At 72.2% G+C, this 18,429-nt stretch carries 13 protein-coding genes; 11 read left to right on the top strand and 2 right to left on the bottom strand.

Going from position 1 to position 18,429, the window contains the following annotated elements; translation table 11 throughout:
• Positions 1 to 11 precede the first annotated feature (11 nt).
• The 10 genes from KGA66_RS03040 to KGA66_RS31950 all read left to right on the top strand — a co-directional run bounded on the left by KGA66_RS03040 (position 12) and on the right by KGA66_RS31950 (position 16,488).
• Positions 12 to 2,372, top strand: a complete 2,361-nt coding sequence (locus KGA66_RS03040) for a vWA domain-containing protein (protein ID WP_211464236.1) — start codon at positions 12 to 14, stop codon at positions 2,370 to 2,372.
• A gap of 37 nt (positions 2,373 to 2,409) precedes the next feature.
• On the top strand, positions 2,410 to 5,922 hold the full coding sequence (locus KGA66_RS03035) for a tubulin-like doman-containing protein (protein WP_211464235.1): 3,513 nt from the start codon (positions 2,410 to 2,412) through the stop codon (positions 5,920 to 5,922).
• Positions 5,919 to 8,414: a hypothetical protein gene (locus tag KGA66_RS03030; RefSeq protein ID WP_211464234.1), complete on the top strand. Its 2,496-nt coding sequence runs from the start codon at positions 5,919 to 5,921 to the stop codon at positions 8,412 to 8,414. The genes KGA66_RS03035 and KGA66_RS03030 overlap by 4 nt, the downstream gene beginning before the upstream one ends.
• Positions 8,411 to 10,504, top strand: a complete 2,094-nt coding sequence (locus tag KGA66_RS03025) for a protein kinase domain-containing protein (protein ID WP_211464233.1) — start codon at positions 8,411 to 8,413, stop codon at positions 10,502 to 10,504. The genes KGA66_RS03030 and KGA66_RS03025 overlap by 4 nt, the downstream gene beginning before the upstream one ends.
• Positions 10,501 to 12,486 (top strand): hypothetical protein, encoded by a 1,986-nt coding sequence (locus KGA66_RS03020; protein ID WP_211464232.1) that lies wholly within the window; start codon positions 10,501 to 10,503, stop codon positions 12,484 to 12,486. The genes KGA66_RS03025 and KGA66_RS03020 overlap by 4 nt, the downstream gene beginning before the upstream one ends.
• 123 nt (positions 12,487 to 12,609) lie before the next feature.
• A complete protein-coding gene (locus KGA66_RS03015) occupies positions 12,610 to 13,338 on the top strand; it encodes a Crp/Fnr family transcriptional regulator (RefSeq protein ID WP_211464231.1) in 729 nt (242 codons plus the stop codon).
• Positions 13,339 to 13,432: 94 nt separating this feature from the next.
• Positions 13,433 to 14,365, top strand: coding sequence for a class I SAM-dependent methyltransferase (locus KGA66_RS03010; protein WP_211464229.1), 933 nt, complete (start codon positions 13,433 to 13,435; stop codon positions 14,363 to 14,365).
• 134 nt (positions 14,366 to 14,499) lie between these two features.
• The gene (locus KGA66_RS03005; protein WP_211464227.1) at positions 14,500 to 15,675 is read left to right on the top strand and encodes a permease; all 1,176 of its coding nucleotides are present in this window, start codon (positions 14,500 to 14,502) and stop codon (positions 15,673 to 15,675) included.
• 85 nt (positions 15,676 to 15,760) lie between these two features.
• Positions 15,761 to 16,048, top strand: a complete 288-nt coding sequence (locus tag KGA66_RS03000; protein WP_211464224.1) for a metal-sensitive transcriptional regulator — start codon at positions 15,761 to 15,763, stop codon at positions 16,046 to 16,048.
• Between the two features lie 212 nt (positions 16,049 to 16,260).
• A complete protein-coding gene (locus tag KGA66_RS31950; RefSeq protein WP_211464335.1) occupies positions 16,261 to 16,488 on the top strand; it encodes a heavy-metal-associated domain-containing protein in 228 nt (75 codons plus the stop codon).
• Positions 16,489 to 16,531: 43 nt separating this feature from the next.
• Here KGA66_RS31950 and KGA66_RS02990 read toward each other — a convergent pair whose 3' ends face one another.
• Positions 16,532 to 16,936 carry a DUF2218 domain-containing protein gene (locus KGA66_RS02990; RefSeq protein WP_211464217.1) on the bottom strand — a complete coding sequence of 135 codons (405 nt, stop codon included), beginning with the start codon at positions 16,934 to 16,936 and terminating at the stop codon, positions 16,532 to 16,534.
• A 75-nt stretch (positions 16,937 to 17,011) separates the two neighbouring features.
• Entirely contained in the window at positions 17,012 to 17,620 is a 609-nt protein-coding gene (locus KGA66_RS02985; RefSeq protein WP_211464215.1) for a class I SAM-dependent methyltransferase, read from the bottom strand.
• A 112-nt stretch (positions 17,621 to 17,732) separates the two neighbouring features.
• Here KGA66_RS02985 and KGA66_RS02980 point away from each other — a divergent pair, with 112 nt between their 5' ends.
• On the top strand, positions 17,733 to 18,302 hold the full coding sequence (locus KGA66_RS02980) for a TetR/AcrR family transcriptional regulator (RefSeq protein WP_211464213.1): 570 nt from the start codon (positions 17,733 to 17,735) through the stop codon (positions 18,300 to 18,302).
• Positions 18,303 to 18,429 lie beyond the last annotated feature (127 nt).

Genomic DNA, 18,429 nt, shown 5'->3' with positions numbered 1-18,429 from the left:
AGGGAAGCGTCATGCAGTCCAGCGACGCCGCTCCGCGCGGCATGGCCCCGACAGACACAAGCAGCGCTCGACGCCGCGACCGCGGACGCAGGCACGTGCGCGGGCGCGGGCCGGCGGCGCTGGCCGCGTCGCTGCTGCTGAGCTTGAGCGCCTTCGCCACTCCGGCCGCCGCCACCGCGACCGGCGCGAGCGCCGGGCTCGGCACCCTGGCCGCCGACGCCTCGACGGCCCCGCAGCCGATCGACTTCGTCGTGCTGGTGGACGAGTCCGGCAGCATCACCCCGAGCGAGATGAACGACGAACGGGCGGCGGCCTCGCTGCTGACCCAGAGCGAGATCGCGCAGGACTCCAAAGCCGCGGTCATCGGGTTCGGCAGCTCCAACCAGACCGGGCAGTCGCCGGTGGACATGGTCTGCCCGCTCACCCCGCTGGACAGCTCCGGACGCCAGCTGCTGAGCGGCTGCGTCGGCCAGCTGCACAAGCGCACCACGAGCCAGGGCCCTGATACCGACTTCCCGAACGCGATCCAGCAGGCCCTCGACACGCTCGGCTCGGCGCAGGACAGCGCGACGAAGCTGATCTTCATGCTGACCGACGGGCAACTGGACGTACGCAACAGCCCGCAGTACGGCTCGGACCCCGAACATCGGCAGGCCAACGCCGAGTCGGCGCTGGCCGAGAAGCTCCAGTCCGCGGCGCAGGCGAAGGTGGAGATCTGGCCGCTCGGCTTCGGCCCGGACGTGGACGGCGCGCAGCTGTCCAGGATCGCGGCGGGCGCCTACACCGGACAGGGCCTCTGCTCCGGCAACGCCACCGCCAGGCCGGTCATGCACGTGGTCGGCGGCTCCTCGGACGTCTTCAATACCCTGCTTCAGGCGTTCGCCGGTGCACGCTGCGGCAACGGGGTGTTCGGCGGTGGTGGAAAGCTGCCGAATCCCGGTTCGCTCGACCTGAACGTGACCATCCCTCCGGTCGCCTCCACCGGCTCCCTCGTCGTGATCAAGCGGGATCCGCACGTCGTCGTCAGCTACTACGACCCTCAGAACCGTGAGGTACCGCAGCAGGGGACGGCCTTCGGCTCCACGTTCCAGGACAGCGGCCAGAACAGCGCCGTGGAGGCCCTGCGCATCTCCGATCCGCTGCCCGGCACCTGGCGCATCCACGTGACCGCACCCGCGGGCTACGGCGGCGAACAGGTGATGTCGGCGGTGATCTGGCAGGGGATCCTGCACTCCTTCATCACCGTCAGCCCGCCCGCGCCGTACGCCGGGCAGGCCGTGGTCGTCCGGGTGCACCTCCAGACCAGGGCCGGGGTGGTCCTGTACAGCGCGGACCAACTCGCCGGAATCGGCGTCTCCGCGACGCTGGCCGGCACCGGCCTGAGCGCGCAGACCATCCGGCTCGCCGACGACGGGAACCCGCCGGACAAGAGCGCGCACGACGGCGAGTTCACCGGCAGGCTGACCATCCCGGCGAACGCGAGCGGCTCGCTGACGCTGACCGGGAACGTGACCGGCCAGGGCGTCGTCGGCGACCAGCGGCCGACCTTCCTCACCGTCGCGAAAGGCGCCGCGCTGCTGACCGGCACCGCGACCATCGACGAGCACCAGGTCACGCCCGGAGGCACCGCGTCCGGGACCTTCGAGGCGCACAACATGGACGGCAAGGCGCACGTGCTGCGGCTCACTCTCAGCGGCCTGAGCTCGGGCGCGCAGGCGAGCGTCTCCCCGGCGACGATCACCGTGCCGGCCGCGTCACAGCAGACGTATTCGTTCAGGATCGCCTTCGGTTCCGGCACGCCGCAGGGCTTCCAGCCCGGCGAGCTCGACGTGACCGACACGACCACCGGCCTGCCCGTCGACGCGCCGCCGATCGACGTGACGATCGTGCCGCCGCCGACCTGGTGGAGCACGTGGGGCTGGGCTGTCGAGACGGCGGCCGTGATCGTCCTGGCGGCGATCGCGGCGGCGGCGCTGCTGGCACGCAGCCGCCGAGAGCAGGCGAAGCTGGGCGGCATCCGGCTCGTTCTGTATCGCGGCGACGAGGTGCTGAACGAGCTGCGCCCGATGCCGTCCGAGCGCGAGGTCGGATTCGTGGTCGCGGGTGCGGGCGGGGCGAATCCGACCTTGCGCAGGCAGGCGCACGCCCCGCGCTGGGTGTTGCGCCGGACGAAGCGGGGCGCCGTGTTGCAGCTGCGTCCGCCGACCGGCAAGCCGACCGAGCTGCAGACCAGACGGCGCACGCCCCTCGGCGACGGGCTCGAACTCGCCGTCACCGAGCCGGCACCCCCACCGGCTCCGCCGGTGCCGGGCCGCAGAAAGCACACACCCACGCCCACGCCGACTCCCAGCCTCCCGTCCAAAGACTTCTGAGCCGCGACGACAAGTAATCGAAAAGGGGTGAGTCGTCATGAAGATCTACCAACCCATGATGTTCGTCGGGCTCGGCGGGACCGGCTGTCTCGTCGGCACCGAGCTGGAGCGCCGCCTGCGCGACACGCTGTGCGGGCCGGACGGGACGCTGTTCAGCCAGCAGACCGACGGGCGCGTCCAGCCGTATCAGCTTCCTTCCTGCCTCCAGTTCGTGTACGCGGACTTCAGCGAGGGGCAGCTCAACCGGCTGCCGTACCGGCAGGTCGACGAGTCGCTGCGGGCGGCGTACTCGCGCACGTCGCAGGCCACGCAGGCGCTGCTGCCCAGGTTCGACAGCTCGATCGAGGTCACCGCGCGGCTGCGTAACGCGCTACCCGGCGCGGTACGCGCGTGGCTGCCGCCGAGCGAGTCCGAGCCCTCCATCGCCCCGCTCTCCGACGGCGCCGGGCAGCTGCCCACGGTCGGGCGGGCCTGCATGTTCGAGGCGATCAGGACCGACCTGACCTCCGCGGTCAAGCCGATCCGCGACGCGATCTCGGCGATCGTCAACTCCGGGGCCGAACTGCGCACCCTCGGCGGCAACCAGCGCACCCAGAGCTGCGACGTGTTCGTGGCCTTCTCCGTCGCGGGCGGGACCGGGGCCGGGATCTTCTACGACTACCTGCACCTGATCGCGAACGAGTTCGACCGCTACAACCTGCGGGTGCGCATCTACCCGCTGGTGATGATGCCCTCGGCGTTCGCCGACATCCACCAGAACAACCGGCCCGCGGAACTGAACGCGGGCCGGGCGCTGGTGGACCTGTTCCGCCTGGTCGACAGCCAGAACAGCCCGCGCAGCGAGGACGACTTCGACGACGCGGCGGGCGCGCGCACCGAGGTCTTCTACTCGAACGAGGGCCGGATCGAGAAGATCAGCATGCGGCCTTCCACGGCGCAGACCGCGTTCCTGTTCAGCAAGACCGCCGGCATCGGGCGCAACGACCTGCACCGCTCGGTGGTCTCGATGGTCATGTCGCTGATCGGCACCGAGCCCGGCAACAGCAGCCAGAAGAACACCTCCGACGACCAGCCGCAGTCGTTCGCCGACAACTTCATCAACGGCGCGACGAAGCGGGCGAGCGTGTCCGCGACCGGGATCGGGCGCCGCGGCGTGTCCACCGGGCTGGTCGCCTCGATGACGGTGCCCGCGGACGAGCTGGCCGAGATCATGGCGGCCCGGCTGCTGTCCACGGCGGTGGCCCAGCTCGACGAGCGGGCCAGGCGGGACGCGAACGGCAATCGGGAGCTGATCCGCAAGCTGTTCGCCGAGTCCGGGGTCGAGGCGCTGTGGAACCGGGCGCCCGAGGAGTTCGACGAGCCGGAGCCGGTGCGCGGCGCGGCGAACATCGTGCAGGCGCTGGCAGTGCGGCGCACCGACATGCAGAACGCGCTGGACCGGCTTGAGCGCCGGCTGGAGAAGCTGGTGCCCTCGCTGGCCCGCGAGTTCAACCCCACCGACGGGACGCAGAGCCTGCTCGGCCAGGCCAAGGGGATCGACCCGTTCCGGGTGTACTGGCTGTGCGCCGGCAGCCCGGACGCCTCCGAACCGGTCGCCCGCGAGGGCTTCGCCGGCATGGTGCGGGTCCGGCGGCGCGAGCCCGAGCGCCCGCCCGGCGTGGACGTGGAGCCGCCGCAGGCCCGGGCGATCAGGAACAGGATGCTCGGCGGCCGGCTGCCCTGGACCGACGCGGACGTGCGCGGCTCGCTGGAGGACCAGAACGCCTGGTACGACTGGCGCACCCGCGCGGCCTGGCACCGGCAGTGGAACGAGAACGCCGCCCGCTGGAGCAGGACCCTGACGAGCTACGAGCGGTACGTGGCCGCCGTGCGGCAGGCGTTCCTCGACTTCATCCCCGCGGAGCAGCAGTTCTCCGAGAAGCGCACTCAGGACCTGTACCGCAGGCGCACCGCGGTCTCCTACCTGTTGCCGCCGCAGAGCGATCTGACCAGTTTCTTCGAGCAGGTCAAGCAGCGGCTGCTGCGCTCGCGCGAGCTGCGCGAGATGGACGACGCCGGCGACCTGCTCGCCGCGCTCGTCGACGCGCCGATGTGGCAGAACGTGCAACGCGTCGCCATCGAACGCGGCCCGGTCCAGGCGGTGGCCCTGATCCGCCGGTACCTCAAGCAGTGCATCCTGTCCCTGTTCGCCGAGCCGGGCGAGCGCGACGAGCAGCCGCTGCTGCCGAAGCTCGGCGCGGTGCTGGAGGCCGCCGCGACCGGCGACCCGGGCTACCTCGGCGAGCGGGAGATGGTGCGCTACCGCAACACCATCAGCGCCCTGCTGCCGTTCGGCTTCGAGCCCCAGGGCAGCGGCCCCCTCAAGGTCCTGATCGTGGTGCCGAAGACCAACGCGGACGCCCAGGTGGAGAAGTTCCTGCGGGACAACCTGGTGCTGCCGCCCGAGGCCGAGATCACCTTCAGCACGGCCGACACCGAGTCGATCACGGTGGTGATGTTCCGCAGCGGGATGAGCCTGACCGACGTGCCCGAAGTGCGGCACGTGCTGCAGGTCTGGGCGGACGCCGCGGCCCAGGACCGGTTCGAGGACCACCTGGCCTGGCGCCAGCGGCTCGGCTGGCGGGACGACTCCCTGGCCGGCACGCCGAGGGAGCGGCGCGACATCATGCACGTGCTGCTCTGCGCGATGTGGAACGACCAGATCAAGGTGCTGCGAGGCCCGCAGGAGAACCCTGAGCGCATCCGGATCAGCCTGCCGGAGAAGGACGGCGGGTCGATGGTGCTCGACCTGGAGCAGTACGGCTCCGGGATCTCCAGCTGGGCCGCCGTGCTGCGCGCCTACGAAGGCTGGGCGCTGCGCGACGAGGGCTCCAGCGCGCGGGAGTTCTGCGAGCGGCTGCTGCGGCAGACCATCCCCGCGGGCATGGACGCCTCCGGGAACGGGCCCTCGGAGCTCTTCCGCTTGTTCACCGACGAGATCGCCCCGCGGCAGGCGGCGCTGCTCAACGACTTCGCCGCGGAGGCCGACGGCGAGGAGGAGGAGGACCTGGAGTGGCTGCGGCGGCTGCGCGACTTCTGGTTCCAGACCTACGAGGCGGCGATGGACCGCAAGGTGCCCCGGGCCAATCAGCCCGCGACGACGCTGCGCAAGCTGGCCGCGCGCTGGGAGGGCACCGGGGAGGGCGCCGAATACCGCGAGTTGCACCGACCCGGCGCGCGCGCCGGCCGGGGCCGCTACGACGACGACGCTGCGGTGAACGGCCGGCCGGCCCGCGCCCCGCAGCCGCGACGCAGCAGCAGCAGCAGCAGGGAGGAGCATGAGCCGGACCGGGACCGGGACCGGGAGCCGGACCGGGACCGGGAGCCGGACCGGGACCGGGACCGGGAGCCGGACCGGGACCGGGACCGGGACCGGGAGCGGCCGTCGGCCGGCTTCCCCGACGAGGGCTTCGACGAGTTCGCGCGGCAGCTGGGCACCGAACGGCGCCGGCGGCGCGACTTCGGTGACGACTCCGACGGCGAGCGCTACGGGGCGGAGGGCGAATCGTGACCCCGACGCTGAGGGCGCCGAGCAGCCACGTTGTCGTCCGGATCGACCTGCGCGGCGACGCCCAGGCGGCGCTTGACCGCGTGCCGCTCGACCGCTTGGTCGCCGACGAGCTGCGCAGCCAGGGACTGGATGTGGCCGACAGCAGCCGGGCGCTGGTCATCGGCGACGCGGGCGGCCTGCCGGAGCAGATCGCGGCCTACCAGCGCGTCCGCGCCATGCCCGGCTTCAACAGGATGCTGTTTCTGCTGTTCGGGGAACCGCCGGGCGACCGGCACGGGACCGACCACGACCCGTGGGTGCTGCTCCATCCGCCCTTGCCGACCGAGCCCGGCGCCGCCGGGGTCGTGTGGGCCGGCAGCATCCGCGGGATCGGCTGGCGGCCCGGCCGCAGCGACGTGCTCACCCACACCGGGGACGAGGACGACCCGCTGGCCGCCGACGCGCTGATCGAGGTGCTGACGCTGCCCGCGGTCTTCGACGCGGTGCTCGGCCAGCTGGGCCGGCTGCCGATGCCGGTCGCCGGGCTCGGGCTGCGCCTGATCGTGCACGACGTGCCGGACTCGGACGTGCGCCGCGCGCTGTGGCAGGCGGGCCTGCAACTGTCGGGCGCGGACGGCTCGTTCTCGGACGAGCGCAACTCCCGGGAACCGGTCGCGACCGGACAGGGCGGCGCAGTGCTGGAGCTGCTGATCGGGACCAGGGCGGTCGAGAAGATCACCTTCGATGACTGCGTCAAGCCGCACAGCCGGCTGCGCGGGCTCGACGAGGACTGCGCGGCGGCGCTCGCCGAGGTCGAGTACGCGGCCACGCAGCTGCGCCGGCCCGCCACGCTGTTCTTCGGGACCCGGGGCACGCCTGCGGTCGCGGCGCTCGCCGAGGCCGCGGCCGCGCTGACACGGTATCGGGCGGCGTTGGAGGACGCCCTGGTCGAGGTGGACGGCTCGATGGGTTTGGAGCCCGCCGCGCGGGCGCACCTGGACGGGCTCGACGTACATATCCCCGAGGTGCCCCAGCTGACCGGGCGCCGGACCGACGCGGCGCTTCGCGACGAGGTGCTGGCCTGTCTCGACCGCCGGGTGCCGTTGAGCGACATCGCGGCGCACCTGGCGGATCTGGACGGCCGTATCGCACCGGTCGGCAGCGCGGCCCGGGTGGACGACCTGGAACGGGTCTGTCCCACCGAACTGCTCGAAGGCATGGCCGGGCCGCGGACCTTCCCGATCCGGGCGGCCGGCGGCGCGCGGGCGGCCGGTGGCGCGCTGTGCGGGCTGCTGGCCGGCCTGTGGCCGCACGTCGGGCCGGTCGCCGGTCCCATCACCGCGATGCTCGGCGCGTCCGGCGTGGCGCTGGCCGCGCGCCGTTCGCCCGAGCGCGGCGACGGCGAACCGGTGCGGTCCACGGACACGGTTCGTCACGCGGCGGCCGGCCTGGCCGGAGCCGCGGCCGGGATCGCGGTCGGCTTCTCGGCCGAGCCGCCGAAGTGGATCGGGATCGCCGGCCTGCTCGCGGCGCTCGGGCTGACGCTGTTTCTCGCCTTGCGCGGATGGGCCGCGGCGGTCGCCACCTGGCGCCGGGCCGCGCGCATCGACGACGCGCACGCCGCGCTGGATGGCCTGCGCGGCGTGCTGCGGCGGGCCGTGCTGACCGACTGGCTGCTGGCGGACCCGAAATACCAGGCGGCCAATCGGGCGCGGGCGCTCGGTGCGCTGCTGCGGTGCCTCGCGGACGGCCTGGAGAGCGCCGTGGAGCAGATCGGGCAGGAAAAGCACGAGGAACGACGCGTCCTGAGCACCTGGAGCGGATCCGGCCGTCATCCGGCGTCGGGCGGGGACGGCGACGGCACCGAGTGGGACGACGACGACGGTCAGGCCGGGCGGTCGGCGGCCGACGAAGGCAACGAACTGCGCGAGCTGCTGCTCGGCGATCTGGCCGACCTGACCGCGGACCTCGTGCTCGGCTATCTGCCGCGGGTCGCGCTCGACACCGAGTTGGTGGAACGCCTCCCGATCGAGGAGGACGTGCGCGACGCGGTGGCCCGGCTGCGCAGGCACCAGGCGCGCGACGGCATCGCCGAGCCGCCGCCGTTCACCAGGCGTTCGAGCGCCCGGCCCGACACGATCCGACTGGCCGGCGTGGATCCGGCCCGCATCAGGCAGGCGATCGCCGTCGGCGATGACTCCCCTGATATCAGGCAGCTGTGTACCCGTGACCAGTTGCGCATGCTCAACCGGGAGCCCGGCGCGTCGCTGTGGGTCCGGTTCGCGCATCGTTCCCTCCAACGCACCGAGCAGCAGGGTGCCGCGGGCTCGCGCAACGGCGGCGGCATGGGCCTGCTGGCCGACTCGCGAGACGCCGCCGAGCGGCCGGAGGACCGCACGGCGTGGCTCTCGTCGAGCCGCTTCGCCGGGGCGCTGCGGCTGACCCCGTTGCAGTTCGGCGCCGCCAGGGTGGCGAGGGCTGCGGCAGCGCGCCCGGGAACGGAGGTCCGGTGACTGTGACCCGCCAGAGCGGCGCGGGCTCCGATCCGCTCGGGTTCCTCGCGCCGGCCGGTTTCCCGGTGCTGCACAAGGCCGTCTTCGGGACGGACACCGCGGTGACCGGCTCACCGCAGGTGGTGCGCTCGATCGTGTTGGGCCAGGGCTGGACGGTGCAGCAGCGCAGGCTGCCGGCCCGGCATGCCGATCCGGCGCTGCGGGCCGCGATCGAGGAGGAGGTGCGCGCCGCCCTCACCCTGGTGCGCCGCTACGGCGAGGAGAGGTATCCCGCGGCACTGCCCCGGCTCGTCGGCTACGACATCGAGGCCGAGGAGCCCTTCGTCCTCTACGAGCGGATGGCCGGCCGGCCGCTGTCCGAGACGGTCGGCCGGTTCACGGTCAAGCAACGCAGGCTGCTGGCCCAGGGGCTGATCGGCGCGCTGCGGCTGCTGGAGGGAGCCGGGCTGGTGCACCGGGCGGTGACACCTGAAAACGTGCTCTGGGACGGTATCTCGGTGCGGCTGTGCAGCCTCGGCGCGGCCGTCGCGGCGGGGGTGCCCCGGATCGCCGCGGGCGACGCGCCGTGGGCCTCGCCGGAACAGTTGGCGGGGGTCGGGACCACCGAGTCGCGCGACGACGTCTGGAGCGCGGCGCAAGTGCTCTACCACACGGCGACCGGAAGGCCGGTCAACCCTGCCGGGCCGCCCAGGCTGCTCAGCGCCGACCCCGCGCTCAGCGCGCTGCTCGCCGGCGCCTTCTCGGCCCGCGCGCAGGAGCGCCCGCAGCTGTCGAAACTGCTGGGCAGGCTCAACTGCCGCGATCCGCTGCTCGACGCGCCGGAGCGGACCGATCCGCTGGCGGCGGGACGCCGCGCCTTCGACGCCCTCATGGCACGTAAGACCTCTGATGCCAATCCGGCGCCGTCGGTCCCGGGCCCGGCCCGGCGCGGCTGGTTCCAGCGCAGGGCACGCGAGATCCCGCGGCCGGCAGCGGAAACCGGGCCGTCGGGGTCGGGGCCGTCGTCGGGGTCTGAGTCGGGCTCGGGCATCCTGTGCCCGTACTGCCTCGACACCCTCCGTTTCGACCCGGCGGCCCTCTTCACGCGCAACTACCGGATGCAGTTCGAGCCGGTCGATCTGAGCTCTGATCTCAATGGCGTGCGAAACCAGGATGCCGTCCGGACGCTGTTCCAGGCGTGCACGAACACCAGCGGGCTTCGGCCGCACTACCTGCCCGCGCAGTATCTGGCGCACGGCCGCCCGCTGACGGTCGCGCTGGTCGGCGCGTCGGGCGCCGGCAAGACCCATCTGCTGGCCGCGATGATCAGCGAGATCGACGCCGGGGCGCTGAAGCCTTACGGCATCGATGTGCAGTCGGCGAACGCCGAGTGGCACAACGATTTCATGCGCCGCCGGATCAATCCGCTGCGCGCCGGCGAGCTGCTGCCCAGCACGCCGGAGACGCAGTTCGCGGAGTTCGAGGACGCGCTGCTGTTCACCCGGCACGGCGTGACGCGCCCGGTGGCCTTCTTCGACCTGTCCGGGGAGAACCTGGTCAGGTCCGACGCGACGCTGCGGTTCCTGGCGGGCATCGACGCGCTGGTGTTCGTGATCGATCCGGTTCGCGCGCTGCGGCTGCCGCAGGCGCAGGCGGAGCGGGCCAGGCTGGGGCTCGGGGAGGCGCTGGCGAGCGATCCGACCTTCGGCACGGTACTCGACCGGGTGCCCCGCAGGGACGGCCGGATCGAACTGCCGACCGCAGTGGCGATCAGCAAGTGCGACCTGTTGCGTTTCGAGTCGCCGGTGGACCGGTGGCTGCGCGGGCGGCCGGACGGCGGGGACGAGCGGACCAGCGCGTCGAGCCGGATGAACGAGAACCGCGACGCCTACGCCTTCCTCAGCATGCACGCCGAGCGGCCCTGGCTGCGCCCCGCGGTCGATTGCGCCAACTGCACGCTGCACTTCGTCTCCGCCACCGGCGGGCCGGTCCGGGAGGGCTCGCCGATGCGCGCCATCCGCTCGGCCCGGGTGCTGGAACCGCTTCTCTCAGTGCTCGAAACGTGCGGCTTGCTCGACGCGCCGCGCCCCGCCCCGGAGAGTGCGACGTGAACGGGAACGCGAGCGGCCGGACCCAGCGGCTCGACCAGATCGTCTTCCGCTGGGACTCACGCAACGCCGCCGAGAACGGCGGCTACGGCCCGGCGGCCTACTCCTGCGATCCGCTGGACGCGCGGGCGATCCACGAGCAGGTCAGGATCGCGCTGCGCCCTGACGAACCGCAGCCGCGCAGGAGTGTGGGCCGGCTGTCGCTGTCGGACGGCCGCGCGCTGGCCTTCCGGCGCGTGCCCGGCAGCGACTCGAGCGGGCGGCCGAGCCCGGTGTGCCACGCGGTGGTCGGCGGCGGCGCGCTGCTGGACCCCATGCGCTGCCTGGCTCTGCGGCACTGGCGCTGGCCGTCCGAGCGTGTCTCGTCCGAGCAGGTCGGGCGGGTTCTGCAGCCGATCGACGCCGACTCGGTGCGCATCGAGGCGCGCAACGAGCACGACGCGCTCACCCGGGGGCTGCACGACGATCTCGCGCAATTCGAGTTCACCGCGCTCCTCGCGGCGGTGCTCAAGCACCCGCGGGCCCGGCTGCTGGTGCTGGAGCGGGATCTGGCCGCCGAGCCCACGGCCCTGGCTTACGGGCTCGCCGAGTTGTTCGGCCGGTTCCTTCCAGAACCCTGGAACTTCTCCAGTTTCGAAACCCGGGACAGCGGCGTGTATCAGCTCGCTTTCACTCCGACCTGGCCGCAGGGCGCGACCGAGGCGCCGGACCTGATCCGGGTGGATCTGCACAGCCCGGATTTGGATCCGCGCATCGTACCGGTGGCGAGACAGGTGGCCGCCTTGCACGCCTGCCGCGACGACAAGGGCGTCGAGGCGCTGTCGAAGGCGGCCGAGGGCGCGGGCTTTCCGGACTTCGACCGGCTGGAGCGCATCCTGCAGGGGCAGCGCGCCCCGGTCCGGCTGCGGCCATCGCGAACGCCGCGCGAACGTCCGGACGGCACCCAGACGGCGGTCGGCGTCGCGCCACCCGCACCAGTGCCGCCAGCGCCGTTGCCACCAACTTCAGTGCCGCCCGCGCCGGCGAGACGTGTGCCTGTGGCGCCCGCGCCGGTGACGCGCGTACCGGTGATGCCCTTGTCCACCGGGCCGACCAGACCTTCGCCGACCACCCCTGCGGCCAGGCCGTCTGTCCCGAGATCGACGCAACCGAGCGTGCCGGCGCCGCTGCCGCAGCAGCCACAGTCGCAGCAGCAGCAACAGCAACAGCAACAGCAACAGCCAAGGGCAACCGCGCGCGAACTCAGCTGGCTCCAGCAGACCTCTCCCCGCCGGCTTTTCCCGCTGCTCCCGACGGCGCTGCGGGTGCGTAGTCTGATGCGCCGCCCGCAGCCGATGCCGAGCTCGGCGGAATTGCTGGACGCCCTGCGGCTCGGCGGCACCGAGGTGGTGGGCCTCGAACAGTCACTCGCGCGCTGCGACGACCTCACCCTGGTCGACCTGATCGACTGGGAGGACCCGCAGCCGGCGGCACACCTCGTCCTCAGGCGGTTGTGGTCGAGCCGCCCGCAGCGCACGGCCCGCCGCCGGACCAGGCTGGCGCTGCGTGTCCTGGACACGCTCGCGGTGCTCGAAGACCAGCCGCGGCGTTCGTGCGAACCGCGGCTCGACCTGGCCGAGGCGCTGTTCAACGTCGCGGTGCGGCCCGATGCGCGCAGCCGCGAGGTCCGGGAACGCCTCACCGGTTTCTTCCGCGACGCGTGGAGCGCCGACTCGTTCTTCGGACGGGACCTGATGTACCGGGTCGTCGATGAAGACAAGCCGCTCGGGATTCCCGAGCAGGCTTACCGGGCGCTCGTGAGTCTCCAGGCCGCGGCGCTGGGCGGCGTCGGCGCCGCAACGGCGCCCAGGACGGCGCGTGCCGTCGCGCCGACCGCTCCCGTGCCGTCGTCCCGGCCGTCGGCCGCGCGGACCGCCCTGCTCGTCGGCGGCGCGCTCGTCGCGATCGGGATCGCGATAGCGCTCGGGATGATCCTGCGCCGCTGAACCACCCCCGCAACCCGCGGCCGCGCCGGCGCCCGTGCGCCGAGACGAAGGCGGCACCCGTCCCGCGCGGCCGCCCGAACCAGACCACTGAACCGAGAAGTCCCAGGAAGGACGACGATAGCCTTGACTCCGCCCACCGAATCCCAACCGCGCCCGTCCGACTTCGCGATGTTCGACTCACTGCGCTCGGCGGGCACGCTGCGCACCTTCGAAAGCTCGTCGTACCTGTTCCGGCAGGGTGAGAGCGGAGACAGCATCCTGCTGATCGACAGCGGCCACGTGAAGATCGTGGCCGACGGGGCGGACGGGGCGACGGCGCTGCTGGGCGTGCGCGGACCCGGCGAGTTGGTCGGCGAGTTCGCCGCGGTCACCAGCCGCAGCAGGTCGGCCAGCGTCATCGCGCTGGAGCCGGTGCGCGGCTACACCCTCGACAGCGGCAGCTTCCTGCGATTGATCGGCGAGAACCAGACGCGGATGCTCGGCCTGATCCGCACCGTGATCGACAAGCTCGGCGAGTCCGACCGGTGGCGGGTCGAGTTCGGCAGCCTGACCGTGCGGCGGCGGATCGCCAAGATGTTGGTGAAGCTGGCCGACGAGACGTACCGCGACGAGTCGGGCGTCTATGTCATCCCGCTCTCCCAGAAGGATCTGGCGGCCGCGGTCGGTTCCTCACGCGAGGCGTGCGCCAAGGCGCTTTACGGTTTCCGTAGCGCTCAGTTGGTGGCGACGGGGCTGCGCGGCGTCAGGGTGCTGGACCTGGAACGCCTGCGGCAGATCGCCGAATCCCCCGAGCGGCCCGCGACGGCGCGCCGCGGCGCGAATCGCCCGGCCCCGCGGGCGGATCCCGAGTGAAGCGCGGCGCCTTCGCCGCAGGCGCCCGGCCGGAGCCGTCCATGGTTGTTAGATTGGCTGGAGCGGACGGACGACACGCGGGGAGAGGCAGCGCATGCCGCACGACGAAGACGCGCGCACGGGCGCCGGCGCGGGCACGAGGGAAGACGCGGGCACGAGGGGAGACACGGGGGAAGAAGCGACTGCCGTGTACGCGAGCGCGGCGCAGTCGGAGGCATGGAACGGGGCATCCGGGCAGCACTGGGTCGAGTACCGCGACCGTCACGAGGCCCAGTTGCGCAACTTCCTGCCGCCTCTGTTGGCCGCGGCGGACATCGCGGCCGGCGAGCACGTCCTGGATGTCGGGTGCGGGTGCGGGTGTACGACGCTGCACGCCGCGCGGGCGGCCGCGGACGGTCACGCGCTCGGGGTGGACCTGTCCGAGCCGATGCTGGCCGAAGCGCGGCGCCGGGCCGCCGCCGAGGGGGTCGCGAACGTCGCGTTCGAGCAGGCGGACGCGCAGCTGCGGCCCTTCGCGCCGGGCGCCTTCGACGTGATGGTCAGCCGTCTCGGCGTGATGTTCTTCGCCGACCCGCGGGCCGCTTTCGGGAACGTCGCCCGCGCCCTGCGACCGGGCGGGAGACTGGCCTTCCTGTGTTGGCAGCCGGTCGCCGTCAACGGCTTCGTCTCGGTTCCGCACCGGGCGCTGTCCGCTCACATCACCGTGCCGAACCGGGACACACCCGGCGAGCCGGGCCCCTTCTCCCTGGCCGACCCGGACGAAGTGCGCGGCCTGCTGACGTCCGCGGGATGCGATGGCGTCGATATCAGCGCCGTGGCTGAGCCGATGTGGATCGGCACGGACGTCGAGGACGCCGTCGCGTACCACCTGACCTCGCCGAGCAGCCGCACCGCGTTCGCCGGGGTCGACGAGCAGACGCGGGAGCGCGCGATCGACGCGCTGCGCGAAGAACTGGGTGCGCACCGCACGCCCAGGGGCGTCGAGCTCGAAGGCCGCGCCTGGTTGGTCACCGCGCGCAAACCCTGACCGGACGCCATCCCGATTCGCGCGGGCGCGCGCGGCGCGCTCCGGTCGCCGCAGCCCGGGGCCGTAGGGTTTGGTAATACCCCCTGGGGGTATGGAGGCCGCCGAACGAGAGCCGGCTTCCACGGGAGGTTGCGATGCACGCGATCGGGCACGCGCTGCGGATCACCGGGGCGATGACTTGGGAGATCGCCTGGGCCCTGATCCTCGGCTTCCTGCTGTCCGCGATCGTGCAGGCGCTGGTGCGCAAGGCGACGATCGTGCGCTGGCTCGGCGACGACCGGCCGCGCACCCTGGCGCTGGCCTCGGGCCTGGGCGCGGCCTCGTCCTCCTGCTCGTACGCGGCCGTCGCGCTGGCGCGCTCGCTGTTTCGCAAGGGCGCGAACTTCACCGCCGCCATGGCCTTCGAGGTGGCGTCCACCAACCTGGTGGTGGAACTGGGGATCATCCTCGCGCTGCTGATGGGCTGGCAGTTCACGGCCGCGGAGTTCGCCGGCGGACCGGTCATGATCGCCCTGCTCGCCGTGCTGTTCCGGTTCCTGCTGCCCGACCGGCTGCTGCGCGAGGCGCGCCACCAGGCCGATCGCGGGCTGGCCGGCTCGATGGAGGGCCACGCGGCGATGGACATGTCCGTCACGGGCGACGCGCCGTTGCGGCGGCGCATGCTCTCCTCCCGCGGCCTGACCTGCGTCTCCCACATCTTCGTGATGGAGTGGGCGGCGATCCTGCGCGACCTGGTCGGCGGGCTGCTGATCGCCGGGGCGATCGCGGCGTGGGTGCCCGACTCGTTCTGGCAGCACTTCTTCCTGACCGGACACCCGCTGGCGGCGAAGCTGTGGGGGCCGCTGATCGGCCCGCTCGTCGCGATGATCAGCTTCGTGTGCTCCATCGGCAACGTGCCGCTGGCGGTGGTTCTGTGGAAGGGCGGGATCAGCTTCGGCGGGGTGGTCGCCTTCATCTTCGCCGATCTGCTGATCGTGCCGATCCTCAACATTTACCGCAAGTACTACGGCGCGCGGATGGCGCTGTTCCTCCTCGGCACGTTCTACGCGGCCATGGCCGCCGCGGGTTACGTGATCGAGCTGCTGTTCGGCGGCCTGGGGCTCATCCCGGACCAGCACGCCGCGACCCTGCCCACCATGGGCGTGAGCTGGAACTACACGACCTGGTTGAACATCGTCTTCCTCATGCTGGCGGCCGTGCTGGTGACCCGGTTCCTGCGGACCGGGGGCCGGCAGATGCTGGCGATGATGGATGGCGCGCCCGAGGAGTCGCACGACCACATGGCACACGAGCACGGCGGCACGACGTAGAGCCGTATACCGCATAGCCGTATACCGTAGGGGGGTATATTGGTAAGTGCTGCGCCGAGCGGACGAGCGAACGCAGGAGGCGGTCATGGAAGGGCACGGCTACTCGGGCCACAGGGACGACTACCTCAAGCGGCTGCGCCGGATCGAGGGCCAGGTGCGCGGGTTGCAGCGGATGGTCGACGAGGACAAGTACTGCATCGACATCCTCACGCAGATCTCCGCGGTCAACCGGGCCTTGGAGTCAGTGGCGCTCAAACTCCTGGAAGAACACATCGGGCACTGCGTCGCCGGCGCGGTCCTCGAGGGCCCCGAGGCCGCCGAGGCGAAGGTCAAGGAAGCCAGCGAGGCGATCGCCCGGCTGGTGCGTTCGTGACGCGGCCGGTCGCGACGGCGGCGGCCGTGAGCCGTGATCTGATGAAAGGGAGAGCTATGACCACCGAGTTGAACATCTTCGACATCAGCGAGAGCGGGGCCGGCGGCTGCGGCTGCGGCGGGTGCGGCTGCGCCGACCAGGCTGAGGGTTCGGCGGACACCGTCGAGACCGCCCACGGGCATACCGCGGACACTGCCGCGAAGGGAAGCACCATGTCACATGAGACGCCGACGACGGTGACAGCCACCTACACCGTGTCCGGGATGACGTGCGGGCACTGCGTCGCCTCGGTCACCGAGGAGGTCGGCGCGATCGAGGGCGTGACCGGGGTGGAGGTGGATCTCGCCGACGGCAAGGTGACCGTCACCTCCGCGGCCGCGCTGGCCGACGCGGCGGTGCGGGCCGCCGTCGAGGAGGCCGGGTACGAGGTCGTCGGCTGACGCGGCCGGGGCGGGCCGCGCGGTGCGAGCAGCCCGCCGCTTTTCAGTCCTCTGTCGCGTCCTGCGACGTGGGATCCGGTGTGGCCGGCGTCCATACGGCGGTCAAGCCATCGCGTCGCCCGATGCGTTCGAGGCGCGCGCGGAGGCCGTCCTCGATGCGTCGCAGTGCGGTCTCGTCCTGGGCCTCGGCAGTGAGCACCAGTTCATCGTCGGCGGCCCGTAGCACGCAACGGCCCCAGCCGAAATCGATGACCCCTTCCGTGTCCGAGGATTCGGCGCGCAGCACCTTGGGCGGCCCTCCGCCTTCGTCTTCGCCTTCGCCGCCGCTGTGGGCGCGGTGGCGGCGTCGGTGCAGGGCGGTCAGGTGCATCTTGCTGCCGTGGTCACACAACTGGGTGAGATAGCGGCTCGCGCGGGGAGTGCGGACACGCGCCTCGGACACGGGCACGGCAACCAGTCCTTTCGTTTGTGTTCGAGCGAATACGGATACGGATACCGGCGCGGACACGGACACGGCTAGGGATCAGGTTCGGGTGCACGCGACGAGCCATGCGGCCACGCCCTCGGGGAACGGGTTGGCCGCGCACATGGTCGCTTCCAGGCGGTCCAGGACCCACCCCTCGGCGAACCAGGATCCGATTTCCCGCCGCGACCGGCGGTGCGGCACGCCGGAGCCGGCGGGCTGCCGCTCGCTGTAGCACAGCGCGAAGAAACGGCCGCCCGGATCGAGGATCCGGCGCACGGCGTCCAGATAGACGCCGCGGTCGGCTGCGCTCAGAGCGTGCAGGCACAACGAGTCCAGAACCGTGTCGAAGCTCTCGCCGAGCTCGGCCAGCCGCAACGCGTCGTGTTGGCGGAAGCGCGCCGCGAGGCCCCGCGCGCACGCTTTCCGCTCGGCCGCCCGCACTGCGCCTGCATCCAGGTCGATCCCGGTCGCCGTCATGCCCCGGGCCGCGGCCATCAGCGTGTGTTCCCCGGTTCCGCAGCCTACGTCCAGCACCCGCCCGCGGATCTCGCCCTGCTTGGCGAGCGCGGCGAAGGCCGGCTGCGGCCGGCCGATGTCCCACGGCGGCGTGCCGGCGTGCAGCTCCTCGAACCGGTTCCGGCCACCCGGCGCGGGCAGTCGTGCCATCGGCGAACTCCCTGGTCTCACCTCGGTAGCGCGATCAGGCCCCAGTTTTGCAATACACTCTGTCATAGTCAAGTCAGTATGTATCCAGTGGGCCAACTCGTATCATCGGCTCATGCCGAAGCTGTGGAACGAGACGATCGCGGCGCACCGGGACGCGGTGCGCGAGGCGACGCTCGACGCCACCGCCGCCTTGGTCGCCGAGCGCGGACTCACCGGCGTGACGATGTCCGAGATCGCCAAGCACAGCGGAATCGGCCGCGCCACGCTCTACAAGTACTTTCCGGACATCGAGTCGATCCTCGCCGCATGGCACCAGCGGCACGTCGACGAGCACCTGCGCCGGCTCGCCGGGATCAGCGAACAGCAGGCGGAACCGGGCCGACGGCTTGAGGCCGTCCTGCGCGCGTACGCGGTTCTTTCGCGGGAACGGCGCGAGGAGAGCGAACTGGCCTCGCACCTGCACCGGGCGGACCACGCCGTCCGCGCCCACCAGCACCTGCACCAGTTCATCAGTGCCCTGATCACAGCGGCGGCCGAGCGGGGCGAGGTGCGCGGCGACGTACCCGCCGGCGAACTCGCCGCCTACTGCCTGCACGCGCTGGGCGCCGCCACCGAGGCGCGCAGTAACGCCGCGCTCGACCGGATCGTCACCGTGACGCTGTCCGGTCTGCGCCCGGCGTGAGCGCCCCCGACGACAATCGCCGGGCTGTCGCGGCGTCTCGCGGTGTCGCGGTGTCGCGGTCTCGCCTTCTCGCGGCGTCTCGCGGCCTCGAACGTACCGGGCCACGGCGCCCCGGTGCCGCGCGATA

The sequence above is a fragment of the Actinocrinis puniceicyclus genome (genome assembly GCF_018283645.1).
In the GTDB taxonomy this organism is placed as follows: Bacteria; Actinomycetota; Actinomycetes; order Streptomycetales; family Catenulisporaceae; genus Actinocrinis; species Actinocrinis puniceicyclus.
This window is presented reverse-complemented; position numbering and strand designations above follow the sequence as displayed.

Excerpts from the sequence above, each read along its gene's own strand:
- KGA66_RS31950 (WP_211464335.1), top strand. The coding sequence starts at position 16,261 with ATGTCACATGAGACGCCGACGACGGTGACAGCCACCTACACCGTGTCC.
- KGA66_RS03000 (WP_211464224.1), top strand. The coding sequence starts at position 15,761 with ATGGAAGGGCACGGCTACTCGGGCCACAGGGACGACTACCTCAAGCGG.
- KGA66_RS03035 (WP_211464235.1), top strand. The coding sequence starts at position 2,410 with ATGAAGATCTACCAACCCATGATGTTCGTCGGGCTCGGCGGGACCGGC.
- KGA66_RS02985 (WP_211464215.1), bottom strand. The coding sequence starts at position 17,620 with ATGGCACGACTGCCCGCGCCGGGTGGCCGGAACCGGTTCGAGGAGCTG.
- KGA66_RS02980 (WP_211464213.1), top strand. The coding sequence starts at position 17,733 with ATGCCGAAGCTGTGGAACGAGACGATCGCGGCGCACCGGGACGCGGTG.
- KGA66_RS03040 (WP_211464236.1), top strand. The coding sequence starts at position 12 with ATGCAGTCCAGCGACGCCGCTCCGCGCGGCATGGCCCCGACAGACACA.
- KGA66_RS03005 (WP_211464227.1), top strand. The coding sequence starts at position 14,500 with ATGCACGCGATCGGGCACGCGCTGCGGATCACCGGGGCGATGACTTGG.
- KGA66_RS03010 (WP_211464229.1), top strand. The coding sequence starts at position 13,433 with ATGCCGCACGACGAAGACGCGCGCACGGGCGCCGGCGCGGGCACGAGG.